20 protein-coding genes are annotated in these 21890 nt (G+C 54.3%); 12 read left to right on the plus strand and 8 right to left on the minus strand.

Translation table 11 applies throughout. The features are described 5' to 3' along the window. Nucleotides 1–86: 86 nt before the first annotated feature. Together CHH67_RS15890 and CHH67_RS15895 are read right to left on the minus strand one after the other, a co-directional pair. Entirely contained in the window at nt 87–530 is a 444-nt protein-coding gene (locus CHH67_RS15890) for a DUF441 domain-containing protein (protein WP_095266187.1), read from the minus strand. Between the two features lie 83 nt (nt 531–613). Further along, nucleotides 614–1594 carry a YpdA family putative bacillithiol disulfide reductase gene (locus tag CHH67_RS15895; RefSeq protein WP_095266188.1) on the minus strand — a complete coding sequence of 327 codons (981 nt, stop codon included), beginning with the start codon at nt 1592–1594 and terminating at the stop codon, nt 614–616. A 394-nt stretch (nt 1595–1988) separates the two neighbouring features. Here CHH67_RS15895 and CHH67_RS15900 point away from each other — a divergent pair, with 394 nt between their 5' ends. Further along, nucleotides 1989–2585 carry a DUF2087 domain-containing protein gene (locus tag CHH67_RS15900; protein WP_095266272.1) on the plus strand — a complete coding sequence of 199 codons (597 nt, stop codon included), beginning with the start codon at nt 1989–1991 and terminating at the stop codon, nt 2583–2585. A gap of 89 nt (nt 2586–2674) precedes the next feature. Here the strand turns inward: CHH67_RS15900 and CHH67_RS15905 are convergent, their stop codons facing one another. The 5 genes from CHH67_RS15905 to CHH67_RS15925 all read right to left on the minus strand — a co-directional run bounded on the left by CHH67_RS15905 (nt 2675) and on the right by CHH67_RS15925 (nt 5805). Further along, on the minus strand, nt 2675–3301 hold the full coding sequence (locus CHH67_RS15905; protein WP_095266189.1) for an FMN-dependent NADH-azoreductase: 627 nt from the start codon (nt 3299–3301) through the stop codon (nt 2675–2677). A gap of 82 nt (nt 3302–3383) precedes the next feature. Continuing rightward, nucleotides 3384–4226 (minus strand): DUF4097 family beta strand repeat-containing protein, encoded by an 843-nt coding sequence (locus CHH67_RS15910; protein ID WP_095266190.1) that lies wholly within the window; start codon nt 4224–4226, stop codon nt 3384–3386. Beyond that, nucleotides 4223–4771 (minus strand): DUF1700 domain-containing protein, encoded by a 549-nt coding sequence (locus CHH67_RS15915; protein ID WP_095266191.1) that lies wholly within the window; start codon nt 4769–4771, stop codon nt 4223–4225. Before CHH67_RS15915 ends, CHH67_RS15910 begins: the two co-directional genes overlap by 4 nt. A gap of 1 nt (nt 4772) precedes the next feature. Beyond that, nucleotides 4773–5093: a PadR family transcriptional regulator gene (locus CHH67_RS15920; protein WP_095266192.1), complete on the minus strand. Its 321-nt coding sequence runs from the start codon at nt 5091–5093 to the stop codon at nt 4773–4775. Nucleotides 5094–5565: 472 nt separating this feature from the next. Continuing rightward, nucleotides 5566–5805, minus strand: a complete 240-nt coding sequence (locus CHH67_RS15925; RefSeq protein WP_095266193.1) for a hypothetical protein — start codon at nt 5803–5805, stop codon at nt 5566–5568. A 471-nt stretch (nt 5806–6276) separates the two neighbouring features. On the opposite strand from CHH67_RS15925, the gene CHH67_RS15930 reads away from it, so the two are divergent. The 10 genes from CHH67_RS15930 (at nt 6277) to CHH67_RS15975 (ending at nt 17812) form a co-directional block, all read left to right on the plus strand. Further along, nucleotides 6277–6588 carry a ubiquitin family protein gene (locus CHH67_RS15930; protein WP_095266194.1) on the plus strand — a complete coding sequence of 104 codons (312 nt, stop codon included), beginning with the start codon at nt 6277–6279 and terminating at the stop codon, nt 6586–6588. A gap of 82 nt (nt 6589–6670) precedes the next feature. Further along, nucleotides 6671–10651, plus strand: a complete 3981-nt coding sequence (gene essC, locus CHH67_RS15935; RefSeq protein ID WP_095266195.1) for a type VII secretion protein EssC — start codon at nt 6671–6673, stop codon at nt 10649–10651. Between the two features lie 16 nt (nt 10652–10667). Further along, nucleotides 10668–11474: a hypothetical protein gene (locus CHH67_RS15940; RefSeq protein WP_095266196.1), complete on the plus strand. Its 807-nt coding sequence runs from the start codon at nt 10668–10670 to the stop codon at nt 11472–11474. 34 nt (nt 11475–11508) lie between these two features. Continuing rightward, on the plus strand, nt 11509–12018 hold the full coding sequence (locus tag CHH67_RS15945; protein WP_095266197.1) for a WXG100 family type VII secretion target: 510 nt from the start codon (nt 11509–11511) through the stop codon (nt 12016–12018). 162 nt (nt 12019–12180) lie between these two features. After that, nucleotides 12181–12456, plus strand: coding sequence for a WXG100 family type VII secretion target (locus CHH67_RS15950; protein ID WP_095266198.1), 276 nt, complete (start codon nt 12181–12183; stop codon nt 12454–12456). 161 nt (nt 12457–12617) lie between these two features. Then, nucleotides 12618–14720, plus strand: a complete 2103-nt coding sequence (locus CHH67_RS15955; protein WP_095266199.1) for a serine/threonine-protein kinase — start codon at nt 12618–12620, stop codon at nt 14718–14720. Nucleotides 14721–14741: 21 nt separating this feature from the next. Further along, complete coding sequence (locus tag CHH67_RS15960) at nt 14742–15494, plus strand: vWA domain-containing protein (protein ID WP_095266200.1); 753 nt, start codon at nt 14742–14744, stop codon at nt 15492–15494. Nucleotides 15495–15499: 5 nt separating this feature from the next. Then, nucleotides 15500–16333 carry a hypothetical protein gene (locus CHH67_RS15965; protein ID WP_095266201.1) on the plus strand — a complete coding sequence of 278 codons (834 nt, stop codon included), beginning with the start codon at nt 15500–15502 and terminating at the stop codon, nt 16331–16333. Between the two features lie 201 nt (nt 16334–16534). Further along, complete coding sequence (locus tag CHH67_RS15970) at nt 16535–17332, plus strand: SDR family oxidoreductase (protein ID WP_095266202.1); 798 nt, start codon at nt 16535–16537, stop codon at nt 17330–17332. Nucleotides 17333–17416: 84 nt separating this feature from the next. Further along, entirely contained in the window at nt 17417–17812 is a 396-nt protein-coding gene (locus tag CHH67_RS15975) for a DnaJ family domain-containing protein (RefSeq protein ID WP_095266203.1), read from the plus strand. Nucleotides 17813–17903: 91 nt separating this feature from the next. On the opposite strand, the gene gluQRS is transcribed toward CHH67_RS15975, so the two are convergent. Continuing rightward, a complete protein-coding gene (gene gluQRS, locus CHH67_RS15980) occupies nt 17904–18872 on the minus strand; it encodes a tRNA glutamyl-Q(34) synthetase GluQRS (protein ID WP_095266273.1) in 969 nt (322 codons plus the stop codon). Nucleotides 18873–19070: 198 nt separating this feature from the next. Between gluQRS and hrpB the strand changes: the two genes are divergently transcribed. Continuing rightward, complete coding sequence (gene hrpB, locus CHH67_RS15985; protein WP_095266204.1) at nt 19071–21575, plus strand: ATP-dependent helicase HrpB; 2505 nt, start codon at nt 19071–19073, stop codon at nt 21573–21575. Nucleotides 21576–21890 lie beyond the last annotated feature (315 nt).

Consider the following 21890-nt stretch of genomic DNA (forward strand, 5'->3'; position numbering starts at 1 on the left):
TTTCTATACCGGTGCGGGGCAATTTTGCAGCTCTATTCGCTGCAATAACCCGGCCATAGGGTGCGCAGGAAGCGCAAGTGGCCGGATTACGACTTGCCAATCAGCAGCGACAGCAGCCCTGCCGCAATGAGCGGGCCGACCGGTACGCCGCGCAGCAGGGCGACGCCAAGCACCGTGCCGACCAGAAGGCCGGCGACGACGGTCGGGTTGCTGCCCATGAGGGAGGCGCCGCGCCCGCCAAGATAGGCAACGAGCATGCCGACGGCAATCGCAAGCAGCGACTTCCAGTTCAGAAATGATTCCCCGATGGTGGCCAGGCTCATCTTGCCGCTCGCCAGCGGAGCCATCACCCCAATCGTCAGGATGATGATTCCGATATTCAGTCCATGCCGCTCCAGCCAGGGAAAGGCTTGGTGAAGACCGGTTACCCGGACGAGCAGCAGCACAATCATGGCGATGGCAACCGGAGCGTTGCTGCTGATGATGCCAAGTGCGGCCAGTCCGAGCAGGACCAATGCGATAACATCCATTCGTATCATCCTCCTTTCGAATGAGGTGGTTTCTACCTCAAGCTCATTCAGGCCTGAGAGAATTGAAATGACCGCAGTTCCGATCAGCGCCTGGAGGCGATAATATCCTCGGCGATAAGTCGGCCGTGGAAGCGGCCGGTCTCGATGAACACTTCGTTGGCGTTGCGGCCGGATGCGATCACGCCGGCCACGTACAGTCCGTCCACATTGGTTTCCATCGTCTCAGGGTTCAAGCGAGGCTTGTCCATACTGTCGTCCAGTTCAACCCCGGAGGCTGTCAGCAGCTGCCGGTCCGGGCGGAAGCCGGTTAATGCCAGCACGAAGTCATTGTCGATCTTCTTCGTTTCTCCGCTGGCAGAGGTGATCGTAATGGTGTTCTGCTCGATCTGGGTTACCCGGGATTCCAAATGAAGCTGGATGCGCCCTTTTTGCACCATGCTTTCAAACAGCGGGCGCACCCACGGCTTGATGTTGTCTGATACGGCGCTGCCGCGGTACACCATCGTAATGTCTGCCCCGACACGAATCAGCTCCATGGCAGCGTCTACCGCGGAGTTGCTGCCGCCGATAATGGCTGTTCTCATTCCTGCATACGGATGCGCTTCGCGGAAATAATGCGTAACCTTGTCCAAATCCTCGCCCGGAATGCCAATATAATTTGGATGATCAAAATAGCCGGTGGCGATGACGACATGCTTCGCTTGGCGGACGGATTCCTCCCCGCTGCGTTTGCGTGTCTTCACTTGGAAGCTGCCGTCCGGCTGCTTCTCAACCGCTAGCGCCTCTTCATAAGCCGAGATTCTGAGATTATAATGAGCCGCGACCCGGCGGTAATAGGCCAGTGCTTCATGCCGATACGGTTTGTCATTGGATATGGCAAAAGGAATATCTCCGATCTCGAGCATTTCTGCCGTACTGAAAAATTGCATATGTGTAGGATACAGGTAGATGGAATGAACGACATTATGCTTGTCGATCAGCTCCACGTCAAGACCGCGCCGGCCGCATTCGATGGCCGCCGCAAGCCCGCACGGTCCTGCGCCGATGATGAGTACATCTAACATGGGTGAACCTCCTTATGTAAATAGCTTAGGCGAGATCAATCAGCATATTCATCCTACAGCAATTGACGGCATAAATCCAGAATGAGGCCGGATTTTTCATAGGTCTTGTAGGAGGGGGTGTTGACTTTGGTTTAATAATTAGATTAATATCTAATTAGATGATTGTATAATTAGATTGGTATTAAATGATGGGCCTAATAACAGGTGAGAAACGAAGGAGATGCGGAGACGGGAGAAGCAGAGCGCATGCCTCTTGTCCCTGGATATCAACCGCCAGAGACGGTGAATGAAGAAATCCGGGGCAGAGCGATCGGAGTGTCCTCTCCATCCTGCCTTATTGTGCCGTTATCCTTTCCATATCATTCTGGTCATTCTGGGCAGAAGGAGCAAGGAGATGCAGCTGGATAAAATCGTAAATGTACATAAAGTGCTTGGAGATCCGAACCGGATGCGGATATTGATGATGCTCAGCGGAGGGGAGATGAACGGACAGATGCTGGCGCAGCGCCTGCATCTGTCGCAGCCGACAGTGACCTTCCACGCTTCCAAGTTGAGGGAGGCGGGGCTTGTCCGGGAGCGGAGGGACAAGAACCATGTTTATTTTTCGCTCCAGCCCGAGTATATAAAGGAAGTGTTTGATGCGTCGCTGTCGTTTATTTTTAACAAAGGAGGTGAGTCGTCTATGTCAGTGGCCACGAATGAGACGTTTAAGGCGTCGGTGCTGAAAAATTTCTTTGGCAAGGATGGCAGGCTTCGCTCGATTCCGGCCCAATATAAGAAGAAGCTGGTGGTGCTTGAATTTATGGTGGAACAGTTGTCTCCGGGGCAACCATACAGCGAGAAGGAAATCAATGAATTTATTAAGCAATTCCATGAGGATTATGCTACGATCCGCCGTGAATTTATTATGCATGAGTATATGTACAGGGAGAACGGCATTTATGTGCGGAACCCGCGCGAGATGTGGACGAAATGGGAAGAAGTGCATTAAGCGAATGAGAAAACCGCCTGCGGTCAAGACCGTCAGGCGGTTTGGGTTTACATCGGAGTCTGTGCTTATTCACAAGCCGGGAGCTTATATTAGAAGCCTGCAGCTGTTTTTCTTACAAGCTCAAGACCGGATTGGACAATGTTCTCTGCTTCAGCAGGAAGCTGGTTGTGACCTTCGATGACGATGGTCTCGATGTCTTGCACGCCCCAGAAACGAAGGGAGTTGGTGATGAAGTTAACAGCCATTTCCGCTGCAGCCATTGGGCCTTCGGAATATACGCCGCCGCGGGCGTTCAGGAGAACGACCTTTTTGTCCGTTACGAGACCGACAGGGCCCTCAGCTGTATACTTGAACGTTCTGCCTGCTTGGTTCAGGTAATCCACATAGGTATGAAGGACGGCAGGAACAGTCATGTTCCACAGCGGGAAAGCAAATACGACTTTATCGGCAGCCAGGAATTGGTCCAGATATTTATTTACAGTGTCTGCAGCCGCTTGCTCTTCCGCAGTCAACGCAATGCCGTTAGCCGCTTTATAAAGGCCGACAATTGCATTGTTGTCATAGTAAGGAAGATTCTCCGCGAACAGGTCCAGCTCCGTAATGCTGTCTTGCGGATGGTTCTGCTTGTAAGTTTCTACAAACTCATGATACATTTTCACACTGACCGATTGATCAATGCTGCGGTTGTTGGCTTTGATGAATAGTACGTTAGACATAAATAGGTAACTCTCCTTAAGAAGTATTGTGATTAACTTTACAAAGTATAGTATATATCCTTTCTCCTGTTTGTCAACCGCATCATTGTACAATCGTAATATTGCCGGAGTAGGTTTCCACTGTAATCGTATCGGTCGTTTCCTTCGGTGAATCAGGTGCCTTTACGTTGCCGGAATCAGTTTTTAGATCATAGAACCCTCGGAAGGTGGAAGCCGGTTGTACCGAAATATTGCCTGATCTTCCCTGAATGTTGACGGGGAAGTTGTCGCGCATGACCAGATTGATGGAGCCGGAATACGATTCAATGTTTACCGGACCGCTGACTTGATCAAGCTTCACATTTCCGGAGCGGCTCAGCAGCTCGATGGGAGCCTCGATGTCGGAAGCTACAATGTTGCCGGAGGATAGATCCATGTGGAGCTGATCTGCTGTTATGTTGGCCAGTGTAATATTGCCGGATCCGACAGAGATGTCAATGCGCTTGGATGCGGCGTTATTTAATTTGATATTATTGGCATGAGAGGAGATCGTAAATTCCTCAAGACGGCTCTGGTCCGGGAGCACGACGTCAATTGTGCCCTTGGGCGTACGGATATCGGCAGCCATAATTTGTGGTCTCATCGGAGACATAATGTCCATATCCAATACGGAGCCTGAAAGCTCCAACCCTTCGAGCGCCTCAACCAGCTCAGGAGGAATGAGTCCTTCGAACCGGATGTAGCCGCTGCTGCTTTCACCGGCACGGACGGAAATGTTCATGTTGATGCCGCTTTTAATATCGAGTGATACTAACTGATCTTCCTTCAGTTCCCACTCGCGGGTATAGTTCATATATTCCGGGCCGAACTTGAACTTGTTAACTGCCATGCCCGCGAAACCGACAGCGATAAGTAGGACTGCCAGGATCTTCATCTTTTTGTTCATTGGTGTGTTCTCCCTTTCATCACGCGCGTATTCCAGTTTGAATAGCCGCGGGTAAGCTTGGTCAGCGCGGAAAAAATGAGCCGCGATGCCTGCCACAGAAATAGGCCGAATCCGACGAGCGCGATGCTCAGAAACAGCTTGGCGGGATAGAAGCTGTCTTGAAGTATATAATCCACGACGACCAGGGCAGGGCTTATGACAGCGGCGGCTGCGCTTAAAGCGACGCCTCCGCCGGTGATCCACAGAGCGGCCAGGAGCGGATAGGCTATCAGCCCGAACAAGGCCAGGCCGGTTGCAATGAATGCTTTAGCCACGGTGTTCCGTTCGTTGGCAGGCGGTGCCTGAAGCGGGTGTAGATCTCCAAGCGCCTCGCGCGCGATTACGAATGGGTCCCCAAGCTCCTCGGCAATCTCCTTCTCCGTGCGGCCGTTCTGAAGCCCGAAGGCAAAATGGGCTTCCATATCCTGAATGAACTCTCGCCGTTCATCCGCAGGTAGAATGGCAAGCCTTGATTCCAAAATGGAGATAAACTGTTTTTTTGTCATATTAATTTCCTTCCTCTATCAAATTGGTGACATTGCGTACGAATGCCGACCATTCCTTCACCATCTCCTGCATGTAAATGATCCCGCTTTCGGTTAGCCGATAATACTTGCGTGGCGGCCCCTCCGTGGACTCGCGTAAATAGGTTGTGCAGTAGCCCTCCTTGACCAGCCTGCGCAGAAGGGGGTACAGGGCGCCTTCGGCCACCTCGATATGCCTGGACACGGACTGGGCCAATTCGTAACCATATTGATCCTTGCGGTGAATCAATACGAGAACGCACAGCTCCAGAACGCCTTTTTTAAATTGAATATTGACATCCATGGGTCATGGCCCCTTTTCAACTCATTGGTAGTAATTAATAATCAGTAGCTGATAATAAATATATCATTCAGTACTGAATAATGCAATGTACTAGTTATAAAAACGATTCAGAATGGAGACGTGCCGCATCATTTCGGCGTTTGAACGCGTCAATACGAGGTTAATAGAATTTACAGAACATTCGTGAACAGGGTTCATTTTCCAATTCCCAATGAAAGGATGGGCAGCATGTCGATCGATCGGTTTATCGTCAGGAAACTGGAAACATGCCGGGAGTTAACGACAAGGAGTAATCTCGTCAAATTGCTGCAGATTCGGATTGCTAAAGTATGGGAGGCGGAGGAGAGGAGCCGGAAAGGTTAAATGACAGTGGTACGATTATATCAATGGTCCGCTCATTCCCCGTAGCGGGTACTTTGCTTGAAGCGAAGCACGGGTTCGGGTATGAGCCCAAAAAAAGGGCTATCCCTCTTTAGAAGAGGGATAGCGCAAGGGAATCATTTTCACTTTTGCTGTGGAGAATAGCCTCGGAGCCCTCGATTTCAATGCTGATCAGGGAGTTGAGGCATTTTTTCAGCGCTTTTTTACCATTGTGAATTTTATGATCAAGTGCGCTGCTCAACAATTTTAACACCTTTTGTACCGGTTGCTTGCTATCTGTCGTAAAATAGACAGGGACCGGCTTGTTTTGAAACATGATCAACGTTCTCATTATAATCACCTCACGAAAGTTATTTCATGATATTTGCATTATAAAGGGCCAATCTTAAAATAACCTTAAATTCAGAATATTAATCAGCAGCTATTTTGCAAGATTGACAGATTTGTGAACGCAGGCAGGAACCGGGATTCAGCTCGATTCGATGGGAGATGGCTTGCTCTTGAATCTTGCAATTGAGACTCAAGTATCATATCTTTCATATGGAGTGATAGTACATAGGAAATATGACACAAATTGACAGGGTCAGATCTGGAATGATATAGTTACAATAATGTAACTTTTTAAAAAGGATAAATGGAGGGAAAGTTTCTTCCTTAATGAACAAGAGCTAGTAGGGATAGAAACGACGAAATTTTCCGGAAAATCCCATAAAAATTGCCGAATTAAGACTTTGGACATATGTTTGGACTTTCGTAATGGAATAAACTATGATTACGATGATTTCAGGAGGGCGAGCTCACGATGATACTCACCGTGATCAGCGGACGTAATGAACGAGATTGGTTTGATATTGAAGTGCCTGACCATTGCCAGGTCGGAGAATTGATCGAATTGCTGGGATTGCGGCTCTATCAAAGTGCATCTCAAGAAGGAATTCAATATATATTGGAAGGGAAATTTCCGGAAGGTCTGTGGTTTAAGGTCGAGGAGGGGGCGAGCCTCGCGGAAGCAGGACTGAGGGAAGGCACCTGTATCCGGTTACAGCGGGCGTTCTCCACAACGGAAGAGGAAGCGCCGATCTACGGCAGAAGATCGCTGTTTCAGGAAACTTGAGTTTGGGTATATAACCCTTTGATTTCCATTGAATCGATCGCCTGCATATTTCAGATGCTCTGGATTAGGGGGAAATGAGAATATGAACTTGCTGTATCAGCGTTCGCCGCGCATTAAGCCGGCTTTGAGTAAAGAAGATCTAGAGATTTTAAGGCCTCCGTCAGAGCCGAGCAAACCGTCATTCTCGATCATTTCGATTATTATACCGATTGTTATGACCGCGGCTACCGTCGGGATGTATGTGTACATGTACATGAGCGGAAGAATGGGCAACAGCAATCTGATGATGATTCAGTTAATGATGGTTTTTATGATGATGACATCTTATACGCTTCCGTTTTTTGTGTACTTGAGCAACAAGAAGACGTATCAGAAGAAATTGGAGGAACGGAGTCAGAAATACCGTGCTCAGCTGGACATTCACCGTGAACAGTTGAAGGAGCGGCAGCAGGAACAGGTTCAGGTGCTGTTTGATATTCATGGCGATCCGGAGGTTTGCTATCAGATCGTGAAGAATCGGAACAGCAGCCTGTGGGAGCGTTCGCCGGAGGATTCGGATTTTCTCGAGGTGTGCGTAGGGCAAGGGGAGGTCCCTTTTCATATCGAGGTGAAGCCTCCAAGAGCTGACGGGTATGATAAGGAACCGCTCATTGCTGCGGCAGAGGAGCTTGCGGCGGAATTTCAGACCGTTGAGAACGCGTCGATATGTCTGCCTTTGTTCCAGTCCAAAGTTATAGGCATTGTAGGCGCGAGGGAGCAGGTGCTCAGCGCGCTGCGGGTCATGATGGCCCAAATTACGGTAAGACATTCGCCGGATGAAGTGAAGCTGGCTTCCTTCTATGAGGAGAAAGAGGCGGCCGAGTGGGAATGGCAGCGCTGGCTGCCGCATATATGGGATGATGATCGTTCGCTGCGCTACATGGCCGACCGGAGAAGCGTTGCGCATCAGCTGGCGGACCAGCTGTTTACCCAGCTTCAACGCCGCAAGAGCAACCAGACCGAGTATAACAAGAAGACGATTGAAACCCCGGTGTACGTCGTTGTGCTGTCCGACACCCGCCTGATTGAGGAGGAGCCGCTGTTGCCGCTGCTGCTGGAAGATGCGGAGAAGGTCGATGCGGTGACGATTATACTGTCGGACCGCAAGGAAAGCCTGCCGATGCAATGCCAGCTCATTGTGGACGTAGAGCGTGGACGGGCGGTTTCAACCATGAAGAAGCCGGATGCAACCGTCTCCTTGCAGAGCTATGTTCCGCATACGATCAGCCGTGAGCAGTCGGAAGCGATGGCCCGCTATATGGCGCCGATTCGGCTCAAGCGATCGTCCGCCTCGGATATCCCGAGTGTTCTGACACTGTTTGAAATGATGGATGTCCAGAAAGTGCCCGAGCTTGAGGTGCTGCGGCGCTGGAGACAGAATCGTTATCCGGACACATTGCCGGTACCGATGGGCGTAAGAGCCGGGGGCAAGAAGATTAACCTGAATCTTCATGATAAAATCGAACGTCAGGGTCATGGGCCCCACGGGCTGATTGCGGGCACAACCGGCTCCGGTAAAAGCGAAGTCATTCAGTCGATCGTCGCTTCGCTTGCCGCCGAGTTTCATCCCCATGATCTGGCGTTCATGCTGATCGACTACAAGGGCGGCGGGATGTCCAATACGTTCATCAATCTGCCGCATGTGGTGGGCACGATCACCAACCTGGACAACAATCTGATCGAGCGGGCCAAAGTGTCGCTGAAGGCCGAGCTTGTCAGACGCCAAAAAATATTGAACGATGCCGGCAACCTGCAGCATATCGATGAATACTACAAGCTGCTGCGGAGCCGGCATGGCGAGCCTCTTCCGCATCTTGTCATCATCATTGACGAGTTTGCGCAGTTGAAGAAGGATCAGCCTGAGTTTATGGACGAGCTGATCAGCATCGCCGCGATCGGACGTACGCTCGGCGTGCATCTGATTCTTGCCACGCAGAAACCGGCAGGCGTCGTGGACGACAAGATATGGAGCAACTCGCGTTTCCGAATTTGTCTTCGCGTACAGAGCGAAGGTGACAGCCGGGACATGCTGAAAATCCCGAATGCGGCCTGGATCAACAAGCCGGGCAGAGGTTACTTTCAGGTGGGCAGCGACGAAGTGTTTGAGGAGCTCCAGTTTGCCTGGAGCGGTGCTCCTTATATTGAAGATACCAAACAAGAGGGAACGATTGTGGTCAAGGAGGTCCGCATTAACGGTAAGAAGGAGCCGATGCTTAGCGTCGATCCGAGAGGCAGCGCCCAAGAGGAAGTTCCGAAGCAGCTTCAGGTGTTCATCGACCATTTGGCCGAGCTGGCCAAGGAAGAAGGCATCCGGAAGCTGCAGGGGCCTTGGCTTCCTCCGCTGCCGGAGCATATGGACCTTGACGAGGTGCCAGGCAGCGATGCTGCCGAAATCCAGGGCGAGGCGCTGGCAGCTTATGTCGGAATGCTGGATGATTTGCCGAATCAGTGCCAACGGCCATTCGTGTTAAATCTGGAGCAGGGCCACTGGGCTATCTATGGAATGCCTGGACTAGGCAAAACGACATTTGTACAGACGATCCTGATGTCGATCGCCAGACGTTTTACCCCTGACCAGTGGCATGGCTACATTGTGGATATGGGGAGAATGCTGCGCGATTTCAGCGGATTGCCGCATATCGGCGGCGTTATGAATGCGGAAGCGGATGACCGGATTCAGCGCTTGTTCCGCTATTTGTCGAAGACGGCCAATCAGCGCAAGGATCTGATCGCGGAGGCCGGTGTCAAGACGATTGCCTCCTACCGCCGGACGACAGGGGAGCAAGTCCCGCAGATTGTGGTCATCATCGACGGCTATTTGAACTTCCGGAACAGCTATCCGGAAGAGAACGAGATGATCGAGTATTTGCTCCGGGAAGGCGGCAGCCTGGGCATGACGTTCATTATAACGGCGAACCGGATATCCGACATGTTCGAGAAGGTTCGCAGCAACATTGCCAACGCCGCAACCTTTGAGCTTGCCGACCCGGCGGACTACTACTATGCTGTCGGGCGTCCGTCCAGAGCGCCAAGCCAGCTTCCTCCGGGAAGAGGACTGGTGAAAGGACAGGTTCCGCCGCTGGAATTCCAGATTGCGCTGCCTGCAGCCGGTCAGGATGAAGGCGCGCGTTCCGGCGCATTGCGGGCAACGATCCAGGGGCTCAAGCAAGCGTGGCAGGGCGATGCCGCACCGCGCATCGAATCGCTGCCGGAGAAGATTATGCTTCACCCGCTGCTTGAGCGGATCGGCAGCGGGCCGGCAACGGACCGATTGGCCCGGTACGAGGTGCCTGTCGGCCTGACCACCGATGATTTATCGCCGTTTCGAATCAATCTTCAGGACGGCCCGCATTTCATCGTTGCCAGCCCGATGGAGGGAGGAAAGTCGACGTTCCTGCTTAGTTGGATTTTATCTCTTTCCTACTGTACAGCGCCGGAGAACCTGGAGATTTATACTGTGGATACGAGGTATGGGAGCAGCGGCTTGAGCAGCCTGCGCGACCTGCCGCATATTAAAGGCCATGCAACAAATGAAGAGGAGCTGCGTCCGATTATTGAGGAGCTGTATCACAAAATCCAAACTCGTACGAAGGACGGGGATGATCCGGCGATCGTGCTGTTTATCGACGATGCCGATGTGCTCAGCAAACAGCTGGCCGACTTTACGGTCAAGGATCAGCTGACCGCGATTGTGCGTCAGGGTCGGGACCGCGGGGTTCATGTCGTGCTTGCCGGCGTGCCGGCAGACTTCCCGACCTTCGGGGTGGACTGGGTAACGGATGTAAAAGCAGCTCAGAACGGATTTTTATTTGGAACATTGGATACGAACGATTTATCGTTCTTTAGAATTCCTTTTTCAGAGTCTACGAATAGTCCTGGAGGGCTAAAGATCCTTCCGCCGGGACAAGGGTACTATGTCAAACGTAAGTATTTCCGGATAAAAAGTGCCGTTCCGTTCGATGACCAGTGGAACGCCCAGAAATGGGTCTCAGAAATTCGCGACATATGGCATGTTGTAGTTTGAGAGGAGGTGGCTCATAATGTTGACGATTCGTGCTTCCAAACAGGATACGATTGCACTGAGCGAGAAGGAATTTTTCTTCTTGGCCGGAATCATCGGTTCGGACCGGTTGCTTGGCGTGGAGGACCCGTTTAGCGGGTATCTGGCCGAGGAAATTGCCGAGGAATGGGAAAGAACGAAGGAGTCGCTGCTCAGCAAGCAGTATTTGCTCCTGAAAGAGAGCGGGGAATTGTCTATCCCGCCTGAAGTGTTCTCCCGGGTGGCGATTGCAGGTCTTTCGGACCGCGCATGCTGGTTGAAATACGAAAATCAGGATAGGGAATTTGAAGGATATTTGCATGTGACCGATGAACGTGTCATTCAGGTATGCAGAAGCGGCGAAAAAAACCGATATTACATGTTGAGTGAACTCGGTTCCATCGAGCAAACCTGCGATCAACTGGTGGAGGATTTGGCGCTCAGCGATCAAAATTGGGGGGATATTCCCGCCTTGCTGCTCAGCCGAAAAGAATTCGGGGACATCTACACCTCCGCCTCTGAATTGACATCGGACGAAATCAGCGATCGGTTGGCCAGATTAACCGATGATGAGGAAGGTTCCATCGCGCTTGCAAAATGTTTGAAAAACAAGGTTTCCTCAGGGGAGCTTCAGCTGTCCATATGGAACGGATTGAATTGGGAAAGTCAAAATGCTGCATTTGTTGTGAATGAGTCCATGAATTGGCTGCTGCGTATGAGCCTGGAGGGGGACCAGGACTGGCTCACCGCGGCGCCAGCTACAAAAGAGCAGTTTCGTCATATGCTTCTCATGTGGCTGAAACAGTAAGATGCCTGTATGACCGTATGAAAGGTGAGGACCTATGCGTATTTCTGTTGAGCCGGAATCTCTCCGGACGTTAAGCCGCCAGCTTAAGCAAAGTGGCGATGAATATCTGGCGATTACGAGAGCGCTGAACGAGGCGATAACCTCGTTAGTCTGGGAGAGCTCTCACAGCACCGCAGTGATGGATGAGTGGCAGACAGCCAAGCGTCTTGGAGAGCATCTGGGGACTCTGCTTGGGCAGATGAGCCAATATCTTCAGAGCAAAGCGGATCAGTTCCAGGAAACCGATCACGAGTATCGAACGATTCTGGAGCATGTCCCGGCAGGGGCGGTGTCCGCGGCTGCATTGTTTGCCGCTTCCAAATTGGAAGGGCGCACGTCGATATTGCCCGAATATGGGAACTACTCAACAGTGATTTCAAATCCGAGCTCAGTTGCCGCGGTGGTCGGCGTAAGCAGTTCGGAGAGTGGCAGCACGGTGAAACAGGCGGCTCTGGAAGGACAGGGATGGACGTTTACCGATCCTTCTCTAGGTATTGCTAACTGATCGGACTGCCATTTTTAGGGATAAAGACTGGAAAATGATTCAAACCGGGACGTTCAGGGTAATTGGAAATTAGGTCCGATGACATTTTGATAATCAAAGACCCATAGGCTAAGATTTCAAGTGTCACAAAAATCAGAAAAGTTGATCAAGGAGGTTACATACATGGCAGGACGCATTTTAATTACACCCGAACAAATCGACCAGGTAGCGAATCAATTTAAACAAAGTGGTGATCAAAGCCAGCAGATCGTCACCAGCCTGACTCAATCCATCAACGGGATGGAAGGTCAATGGGATGGTATGACGAAGCAGCGCTTCTTCCAGGAGTTTCAAGAAGCCAGCCGTCTGATGAACTCTTTTGTTCAAACGCTGGAAAGCATCAGCACTGAGCTGAGAGCAATCTCTCAAAAGTTCCGCACTGCAGACGAATCCCGTTAATTCGGAAAATCAGTCATCATGGTTCCTTTTACTATATAATAGCTGCATAGACACAGAAAACCGGGTCTGCTTCTTCAGCCCGGTTTTCTTGCCATCCAGAAGTTATTGTGGGTGCGGGACGTCTATGTAAATTGAATGAAGCGCTACGTGAGGTGATGTTCATGGCTTTTCAGCCCAACCCGGGCGATCGGATTACGATTAATGAAACAACGTATATTGTTGGACAGCATCCGGCGGCTCCAGGCTTAGCTTATGCCCAGGCCGGAAGACAAGGTATCGTGTACCAGCTGATTCCGGAACATGGTGAAATTTCTGAGGCGAGGGCCTTGAAGGTGTTCTTCCCTAAATTCCGGATTCCGGCGATGGTGTATCAATCGGAGCATATGAGCCCATACAGCGAAGTGCCGGGGCTGGCCGTATGCAGTCGAGAGGTGCTTACTCCCGAAAAAAACGGAGACTTGATAGCGGCATATCCGGATCTGCTCTATGCCGTCGTGATGCCGTGGATTCATGGGGTCACCTGGTTTGATGTCATCAGCGAGCAGCGCTCGCTGAATCGCTCCGAGAGCCTGATGCTGGCCAAGTCGCTTGCTGCGATCGGCTCGAAAATGGAGCAGCGGGGACTCGCGCATTGCGATTTGTCCGCCCCCAACGTCATGCTTCCGTTTTTTTCGGAAGTAAAGTTACCGGAGGAACAATCGGCTGTCGAACTGGTCGACGTTGAGCAGATGTATAGTCCGAAGATGGACCGGCCGGATGTGCTCCTTGCCGGCTCGCCGGGATATGCGGCTCACCGTACCGTGCACAGCGGTTTATGGAGTGCGTACGCCGACCGCTTCGCCGGCGCGGTCATCATTGCCGAAATGCTAGGCTGGAGCGATCCGGCGGTGGTCAGCAAGGCATGGGGAGAGAGCTACTTCGACCAGCATGAAATGCAGACCGCTTGCGAGCGGTACTTTCTGCTGAAAAAGTCGCTGGAGAACCGCTGGGACCCTGCGGTTGCCGAGCTGTTCACACGCACCTGGGACAGTCAGGATGTGCGAAGCTGTCCTACGTTCGGCGAGTGGTTGATTACGCTGTCTGCACTCTTGCCGGCGGAGCCCGAACCGGAGCCGGAGCCGGTCCAGGAGACGGCCTCGCCTGCGCCTGTATCAGCCGCAGCTTCAACTGCGGAAGCGGCCGACATTCCGGACGAAGTGCTGGCGGCAATTCATTTGCCGGCCGGGACGCGGGAAGTGAATGAACAGGTCATTGAGCGTCTGTTTCATCAGGCCCGCGATCTGGAGAACGAGGGGGATCTGTCAGGAGCGCTCGAAATATTCCGTTCCGCCTATCATTTTGTGAAGAAGGGGAGCCCGCTGGAGGTTGAGCTGGCAGCGGCGATTCGCGGTTTGGAGGAGCAGCTTTATCCGCCGGAGTCGGATAAAGCGAAAGGATTTAAGGCGCTTCTAACTTCCCGGAAGTTTATGATTTCCTCGGCGGCAGCACTCGTCATTTTGACTGGCTCAGCCTTTACGGTGAATCAGATCCTGGCCGACAAAGCGGTCAGCAAGCAGCAGCAGGAAGAGCAGCGCCGGCTTGAAGAGGAAGCTCGTCTCCAAGAAGAAGCAAGATTGCAGGAGGAAGCGCGCAAGCAGGAAGAGGAGGCGCGGCAGGCTGAGGAAGCCCGGAAAGCCGAGGAAGCGCGGCTGGCTGAAGAGGCGAAGAAGGCGGAGGAGGCCGAGCTGGCCCGCAAGGAAGAGGAACGGGCAGCGCTTCAGGAGAAGTATGAGCGTCAGGCCAGATATGAGGCCTATCTGGCTCAGCTGGAGGAGAAGAAGAAGCGGCAGGAGCTTCAGGAGAAGTATGACCGCCAAGCCAAGTACGAGGCGTATCTGGCCCAGCAGGAAGAGAAGAAGAAGCAGCGGGAGCAAGAGGCCCAGCTCGCAGCCGCGCAGGCGGCAAAGACCGAAGCGGAAGCCAGAGCCAAGGCGGAGCGGGAGGCGGCTGCCAGAGCAGAGGCTGCGCGCAAGGAGAAAGAAGCAGCCGAGCGCTTGAGGAAGCAGCGGGAGGAGAACGTTACCGAGCTGACCGCGCTATATAAAGCCGCTTTTAACGCCCAGAAGGCAGGGAACAAGGATCGCGCGAAAAATTTTGCCCGTGAATTTGTCAAAATCTATGATTCGGATGCGGCCTATTACCGAACGGTGACGAATATGAGAAGCCGCTACAACAATGCCGTGAAGTTTATAGAAGACGAAAGTCACTGGATGCCAAGTCTGTAACAGGGGTGAACGTAACTCACGATGAACTATACCATTCAAGCATCGCAGCGCACGCCAGCGCTTATCATATACCTTATTGACATCAGCGCTTCGATGAACATGCTCATGGAGGATCGCAGACGGATCGATATCGTCTACGATGCCTTGTCCCTTGCCATCCGGCAGATGGTGTTCCGTTCGACCAAAGGCAACCGCCTTACACCGCGCTACCGGATTGCGATTCTGGCCTATAGCGACGATGTGTATGACTTGCTGAACGGAATCAAAGGGATCGACGAAATTGCAGCGATCGGCTCTCTGCCTGATTTGACGCCGAAGCGTTTCTCCGATTCGGCGAAGGCGTTTCTGCAGGCCGAACGGATTCTTCAGGCCGAAATTCCGAATATGCAGGATTGCCCTGCGCCGCTCGTCTGCCATATGACAGATGGTGTGGCAACAGGCGATGATCCAGAGCCGATTGCACGCCGAATTATGAGCATGAGCGTGCCGGATGGCAATGTGCTGGTCGAGAATATATTCATCTCTGACCATCTGCTGGATCAGCCGATTGCCGAGCCGCGGCGATGGAAGGGCATTCTGCCCGATACCGATCTGAAGGATGAACACGCCCGGAAGCTGATGAACATGTCCTCGGTGCTTCCGGAAAGCTACAGGGAGATGCTGGTGGAAGCCGACTATCAATTGAGCCCGGGCGCCTTGATGATGCTTCCTGGCACTTGCCAGGAGCTCGTGTCGATCGGGTTCCAGATGTCGGCAGCGACACCGGTGAGGTGAGCCTCATGAGACGGTCGAATGCAAGAGCAGAGGCGATGTCATCCTATTCCTTTACGGATACCCGTTATCGTTACGAGAGCAAGCAGACCGGGGAGCAGCCGCTGACAAGGGTAGAGGGGCGTTTTACGTGCCGATACGCATACGGCAGAGCTGCGGAGACGGTGAAGCTGTCCGAGCAGGGGCAGGACTTTATGGCATTCAGTATGAATGACCAGACCTGCTGCTTTGTGCTGTGCGACGGGGTCGGTCTGAGCTATCGCGGCGATGTGGCTGCACGCTTTCTGGGACAGCGTCTGATGTCCTGGCTGACAGCAGCCGACCAGCCCTCCGGCGCCGCACTGGAGAAAAGGCTGAAGGAGCTGACGGCGGAAGCGGAGGGGGAGATCAATCGGCTGGAGGTCGATGACGGCACCCCCGAGCTGCTCCGTGACGTGCTGCGGGAGAAGCAGCGCATGGGCAGCGAGTCGATGTATATATGCGGCCGCATCGAGCTGCCTGGCCGTTTCCAGCGCAAGGGCAGGCTGTGGCTCGCCTGGCAGGGCGATTCCAGAGTGCGCCTGTGGCGGCATCACCAGGAAGTTACCGCCGAGCTTGGCGACCGATTCCGGACGACAGAGCGCTGGTCCACACGTACAGGTCCGATCGGCGGCAAGCCTCATGAGTATGAATGCAGGCTCGATCAAGGAGCAGGCTATCGGCTGCAGCTGTACAGCGATGGCTTGAATGATCTTGATCCGTTAACGGAGCTGATCCCTGACGAGCAGGTGCAGGTGCTGTTTAATGCGCGTCACACTGACGGGCTTGAGGATGACGCTTCCTTTCTGGAAATTGTATGGTAGTCCGCGAGAATGGCATAAGGATGATAAGAAGCTGAGCGAACGATAGACTGACATATCGGAGGACGATATGGCCGAGGTCTCGTTAGGCTCGGCTTTTTTTGTGATGGGATTTTTTGCGAAAGCGATTATAAATCTGTTGCAATTGGGTAATCTTGTGACAGGTGAACCTAAGCTGTTACTAGAAAAGGAGCGTGGATCTGGATGAACCAAGCAAAGGAACGATTTCATGGGAAGACGGCTATCATTACCGGTGCAGGATCGGGCATCGGCAAGGCAGCAGCGCTGAAACTGGCTGCGGAGGGCGCGAATGTGGCGTTGTTCGATTTGTTGGATGATCGCACGAACGAGACGGAAGCCGAGATCAATGCCATTCGGAACGGGGCGGCCAGAGCGTTTGATGTCGATACGAGCGATCCTGCCCGTGTTGAGAAGGCGGTTCTGGAAACGGTTCAAATCTTCGGCGGCGTAGACATCGTGTTTGCCAATGCGGGCATTAACGGCGTGCTGGCTCCGATTGAGGAGATGGAGCTGAAGGACTGGGAGAAGACGCTTCAGGTTAACTTGAACGGAACATTTCTGACCGTGAAATACTGCATCCCTCATCTGAAGCAGCGCGGAGCCGGCAGCATTATTGTCACCAGCTCGGTCAACGGCACGCGCACGTTCTCGGGCTTTGGCATGGGCGCATACAGCACGACCAAGGCCGGGCAGGTCGCGTTTGCCAAAATGGCCGCACTGGAGCTGGCCCGGTACAAAATCCGGGTGAATGTCATCTGTCCCGGCGCAATTTCCACCAACATTGACCAGAGCACGAAAAAGAGCGAGGAGCTGGAGGAGATCGTCATTCCGGTAGAGTACCCGGAAGGCAGCCAGCCGCTGAAGAATGGACCGGGCAAACCGGAGGAGGTGGCCGATCTTGTCGCTTTCCTCGCCTCGGAGGAATCGCGTCATATTACAGGCGCCCAAATCTTCATCGACGGAGCCGAGTCGCTGCTGTAAGCGCCCGACAGGCCCCCTTGCTTGGATTATGACCGGCTTTCGGATAAGATAGAGGTAAAGTGAAACCGAAGGAGGATGCAGAAAATGGGCATCTTTTCCCGATTGGCCGAGGAGCGGATCGAAGAGGCTGTGCGCAGCGGGGAGCTGGACAATCTGGCATATGCCGGAAAGAAACTCCCGATCGATGATCTTGCTCATATCCCAGAAGATTTGCGCATGTCATACCGCATGCTGAAAAATGCCGGTTATGTGCCGGAAGAGGTCAGTTTGCGGAAGGAATGCGTCCGCCTTCATGACCTGCTCACGGCTTGCCGCAATGAAGGAGAGCAGGCGGAGCTGAAGCGCAAGCTGAGTGAGAAGGAGCTGCGGCTCCGGATGCTGCTGGAAGAGCGGGGGCTTAGCGGAAGCAGCGCCTTTTTCCAGTATGAGGACAAGGTGAGAGATCAGCTGACCGGCAGCGGTAAGGCGGAGCAGGAGTAAGACGGTTTGCGTTATCAACTGCTTGTATTCGATCATCGACAAAGCGCCAGCGATTTTCCTGGATATCCGGGAGTCGCTGGCGCTTTGCAGTTCAAGGGTGTAGCGGGAACAGGAGCCGGAACGCTTCGTCGGTCAGCCGGATCGGCTCGCTGTGGACCTTCGAGAGGTCGAATCCGCCCACTAGTTCGCTCGGGGAAACATCTTCCGGGCGGTCAAGCAGGCCTGCCGACCAGGCGAGCCATCCGACCACATGTTGGGGGCGGATGCCCTGGGCCCGCAGAAATGACAGGCTGAGCCCGCGGCTTCGCTTGGCCAGCCGTCGGCCTTCCGCATCCACGATCAGCGGCGCGTGGGCGAAGCTTGGCGCGTCATAGCCCAGCTTCTGGTACAGGAGGAGCTGCCTTGGCGTCGAATCCAGCAGATCAGCCCCTCTTAATACATGCGTGATGCCCATCAGCGCATCGTCCACAACGACGGCGAGCTGGTAGGAAATGATCCCGTCCGCCCGCTTCACAACGAAATCGCCGCCATCGGACAGGCGGCATTCATTCACCCCGGCAATGCCGTCTTGAAACAAGAGAGGATCTTCAGGCGTGATGATCCTCAAGGAGGGCTGCTTGCGCACGGCCTTCGCCTGGGCTTCCTCGGGGCTAAGCCGTCGGCAAGTGCCGGGGTAACGCTTGCCCTCGGAAGCCAGTCCGTGCGGGGCGCTGGCCGCGGCAGCGATGTCGGCACGGCTGCAGTAGCACGGATACAGCAGCCCTTGCTCATGCAGCTTCTGAAGCTCGTGCTCGTACAGCTCTTGCCGCAAAGACTGGCGATACGGTCCGCACGGACCTCCCCGGTCAGGGCCTTCATCCCAGTCCAGGCCCAGCCACTTCAGATCGTTCACCAGCGCTTCGGCCAGGTCCTCTCTGGAGCGGTTCACATCAATATCCTCGATACGCAGAACGAATTGACCGTCCGCGCTTCTCATCTGCAGCCAGCTCAGCAAGGCGATCAACGCATTGCCGATATGCATCTTCCCCGATGGGGTCGGGGCGAAGCGCCCGCGTGGCATGTTGTGCTGCATCATCATTTTCACCTTCCGACTTATCCGACCTCAGTACGATTCATGCTATCGTTAACCTTACGCGAGCAGGAAAGCTTGAGCGGCGCTTAGCCGGATTCTCACTTCCTGAAGCTTGGTTTGCGGTTCAACTCTCTATTATAATAAAAAGTACTTCAGAAAAATAGGATAGGATGACGTGAGGTTCATATGAATAATTCCTTGTTACCGATTCATCAAGTGCTGCCCCGACTACAAGCCGCTTTATCCGAAGGGTCGGCCGCTGTGCTCATTGCGGAGCCTGGCGCAGGCAAAACGACACAAGTTCCGCTGGCTCTGCTTAAAGAGCCATGGCTTGGAAATAAGAAGATCATCATGCTGGAGCCGAGGCGCCTTGCTGCGCGCACGGCCGCCCGTTTCATGGCTTCTGCCATGGGCGAGCAGACCGGGGAGACGGTCGGCTACCGTGTGCGTTCGGAAAGCGTTGTCGGCCCGTCTACCAGAATCGAGGTGGTGACCGAGGGCATTTTGACCCGGATGCTGCAAGGTGATCCTTCGCTCCCGGACGTCGGGATGATCATCTTTGACGAGTTTCACGAGCGAAGCCTTCCGGCTGACACGGGGCTTGCGTTTGCGCTTGAATCCCGCGCTGTGCTGCGGGAGGATCTCAAGCTGCTGGTGATGTCCGCCACGCTTGATGCGGAGCCTGTCGCCCGTCTGCTGGGCGGGGCTCCCGTCATTCGGAGCGAGGGTCAAAGCTACCCGGTGGAAACGGTCTACTGGCCGCAGTTCAGCGCAGCCGGGAAAGATCTGCCTCACTCGGTTGCCCGAGCGGTTCTCCAGGCGCTGCACGAGCAGGAGGGGGACATGCTGGTGTTTCTCCCCGGCGCAGGAGAGATCCGGAGGACGGCGGCAGCGATTTCGGCCGGCCTCACGGGCACCGGTGTCGTCATTCGGCCGCTGTACAGCGCGCTGCCGTTTCGCGAGCAGGATCTGGCGATTCGGCCGGATGCGGAGGGCCGGCGCAGAATCGTGCTCGCCACCTCGATTGCGGAGAGCAGTTTAACGATTGAAGGCGTGCGTGTGGTGGTGGACAGCGGTCACGTTCGGACAGAGCTTGTATCTCCGCGCACTGGCCTGCCGCAGCTCGTCACCAGGCGGGTGTCCAAAGCCTCGGCCGATCAGCGCCGCGGCAGAGCCGGACGTCTGATGCCCGGGGTATGCTACCGGCTGTGGAGCCCGGAGGAGCATGCCAGGTTGCCGGACATGGAGGTGCCGGCAATCCGGCAGTCAGATCTGGCTCCGCTGGCGCTGGAGCTGGCTGCCTGGGGAACGCGCGACCCGGAGCAGCTCGCATGGCTGGACCCGCCTCCGGCCGCCGCGCTCGGGTCGGGGCAGCGTCTGCTCCGGCGACTCGGAGCCCTGGATGAGCGCGGCGCGATTACCGATCACGGACGGGAGCTGGCCACCCTTGGCCTGCATCCGCGCCTGGGGCATATGCTTGTGAAAGCGAAGGCGCTCGGAGCTGCCGCGCTCGCTTGCCGACTCGCCGTGCTCCTGCAGGAGCGGGATCTGCTGCGCGGAAGCGAGGCTGCCAGAGACTGCGACATGAGGACGCGGCTTGCGCAGCTGCTGACTTATGAGAGCGCCGGACGGCTCTCGCAAGCGGACGAGGAGCAGCTGCCGGCCATGATGCGGGAGGTCAAACGACTGGTCCGGCAGCTTCAGATTGACGAAGGAGAACGGGTGGAGCCGGAGCTGTGCGGCCTGCTGTTATCCTTTGCCTATCCGGACCGCATCGGCAAGAACCGGGGGGATGGATCCTTCCTTCTGGCTAACGGCAGGGGGGCCAGGCTGGCCGAGCTGCAGCCTCTGAGCCGCGCTTCATACCTAGTTGCAGCCGCTATTGACGACAAGGGAACCGACGGGCATATCCAGCTTGCGGCTGAACTGGATGCGGCGATAATCGAACGCCATCATCCGGAATCCATCCTTGTTCATAAGGAGGTCAGATGGGACGCAGGCGCGGGGGCGGTCAGGGCGAGAAAGAGCTGGAAGCTGGATGCGATTGTGCTCAAGGAGACGCCGGACCCGAATCCGGCAGCGGAAGAGATCGCAGCAGCCGTGCTGGACGGTATGCGATCCGAAGGTCTGGGACTGCTGCAATGGGGTAAGGCTGACCTTCAGTACCGGGAGAGAATGGCCTTCATGCATGCCCATAATCCCGATTGGCCGGACGTATCGGATGAAGCGCTGCTTGACCGCATGGAGGACTGGCTGCTTCCCTTCCTGGATCGGGTGGAATCCCGGCGCGATTTGCAGCGGCTGAAGCCATCAGCGATGCTGGAGCAGCTGCTGACCTGGGATCAGCGCCGCCTGCTTCAGTCCGAGGCGCCGACGCATATCCAGGTGCCGAGCGGCTCGAAGATTCCGGTCGATTACAGCGATCCGCAGCGGCCGGCCCTCGCCGTGCGGCTCCAGGAAATGTTCGGATTAAGCGAGACGCCGCGAATTGCAGGCGGGAAGGCGGCGCTGACGATTCACCTGCTGTCGCCCGCCCAGCGGCCGGTTCAGGTGACTTCGGATCTGGCAAGCTTTTGGGCTCATGGATATTTTGAAGTGAAGAAAGATTTGAAAGGGAGATATCCGAAGCATTACTGGCCGGATGATCCGTTAAAGGCCCAGCCGACGAGCCGCGTCCGGCCCAAGTCATAATCCCGGGGGGACAGGCGTGTTTTGCCGCTGGCAGATGAGGGTAATGGTTACATATTGATGAGAGCAAGCAGCCTGCTTCCGCTGCGATAAGCGCATGATGTTGATCGGGACGAGGGGCAGGCGGCTTGGCTGATCAATATTCTGTAATTTCACTATATGAAAAATTCACAGAAATAAAATGACGGGTATGCCGTATCCCTTGCTCCTTCGTCCACTTAGCTACTTTTCGTGCTCCAGCTTCCTTCTCCCATGCTGTTATAAAAGCGGGCTTCCGTTATGCACCAAGGGAAATGTTGGTTTATAATGGTTACAAAC

Origin of the sequence: Paenibacillus campinasensis, from assembly GCF_002272015.1 — a bacterium.
GTDB classification, from domain to species: Bacteria; Bacillota; Bacilli; order Paenibacillales; family Paenibacillaceae; genus Paenibacillus_AQ; species Paenibacillus_AQ campinasensis.

Excerpts from the sequence above, each read along its gene's own strand:
- CHH67_RS15900 (WP_095266272.1), top strand. The coding sequence starts at position 1,989 with ATGCAGCTGGATAAAATCGTAAATGTACATAAAGTGCTTGGAGATCCG.
- CHH67_RS15905 (WP_095266189.1), bottom strand. The coding sequence starts at position 3,301 with ATGTCTAACGTACTATTCATCAAAGCCAACAACCGCAGCATTGATCAA.
- CHH67_RS15955 (WP_095266199.1), top strand. The coding sequence starts at position 12,618 with ATGGCTTTTCAGCCCAACCCGGGCGATCGGATTACGATTAATGAAACA.
- CHH67_RS15970 (WP_095266202.1), top strand. The coding sequence starts at position 16,535 with ATGAACCAAGCAAAGGAACGATTTCATGGGAAGACGGCTATCATTACC.
- CHH67_RS15960 (WP_095266200.1), top strand. The coding sequence starts at position 14,742 with ATGAACTATACCATTCAAGCATCGCAGCGCACGCCAGCGCTTATCATA.
- CHH67_RS15945 (WP_095266197.1), top strand. The coding sequence starts at position 11,509 with ATGCGTATTTCTGTTGAGCCGGAATCTCTCCGGACGTTAAGCCGCCAG.
- CHH67_RS15930 (WP_095266194.1), top strand. The coding sequence starts at position 6,277 with ATGATACTCACCGTGATCAGCGGACGTAATGAACGAGATTGGTTTGAT.
- CHH67_RS15950 (WP_095266198.1), top strand. The coding sequence starts at position 12,181 with ATGGCAGGACGCATTTTAATTACACCCGAACAAATCGACCAGGTAGCG.
- CHH67_RS15925 (WP_095266193.1), bottom strand. The coding sequence starts at position 5,805 with ATGAGAACGTTGATCATGTTTCAAAACAAGCCGGTCCCTGTCTATTTT.
- essC (WP_095266195.1), top strand. The coding sequence starts at position 6,671 with ATGAACTTGCTGTATCAGCGTTCGCCGCGCATTAAGCCGGCTTTGAGT.
- CHH67_RS15890 (WP_095266187.1), bottom strand. The coding sequence starts at position 530 with ATGGATGTTATCGCATTGGTCCTGCTCGGACTGGCCGCACTTGGCATC.
- CHH67_RS15975 (WP_095266203.1), top strand. The coding sequence starts at position 17,417 with ATGGGCATCTTTTCCCGATTGGCCGAGGAGCGGATCGAAGAGGCTGTG.
- gluQRS (WP_095266273.1), bottom strand. The coding sequence starts at position 18,872 with ATGCCACGCGGGCGCTTCGCCCCGACCCCATCGGGGAAGATGCATATC.
- hrpB (WP_095266204.1), top strand. The coding sequence starts at position 19,071 with ATGAATAATTCCTTGTTACCGATTCATCAAGTGCTGCCCCGACTACAA.
- CHH67_RS15915 (WP_095266191.1), bottom strand. The coding sequence starts at position 4,771 with ATGACAAAAAAACAGTTTATCTCCATTTTGGAATCAAGGCTTGCCATT.
- CHH67_RS15920 (WP_095266192.1), bottom strand. The coding sequence starts at position 5,093 with ATGGATGTCAATATTCAATTTAAAAAAGGCGTTCTGGAGCTGTGCGTT.
- CHH67_RS15910 (WP_095266190.1), bottom strand. The coding sequence starts at position 4,226 with ATGAACAAAAAGATGAAGATCCTGGCAGTCCTACTTATCGCTGTCGGT.
- CHH67_RS15940 (WP_095266196.1), top strand. The coding sequence starts at position 10,668 with ATGTTGACGATTCGTGCTTCCAAACAGGATACGATTGCACTGAGCGAG.
- CHH67_RS15895 (WP_095266188.1), bottom strand. The coding sequence starts at position 1,594 with ATGTTAGATGTACTCATCATCGGCGCAGGACCGTGCGGGCTTGCGGCG.
- CHH67_RS15965 (WP_095266201.1), top strand. The coding sequence starts at position 15,500 with ATGAGACGGTCGAATGCAAGAGCAGAGGCGATGTCATCCTATTCCTTT.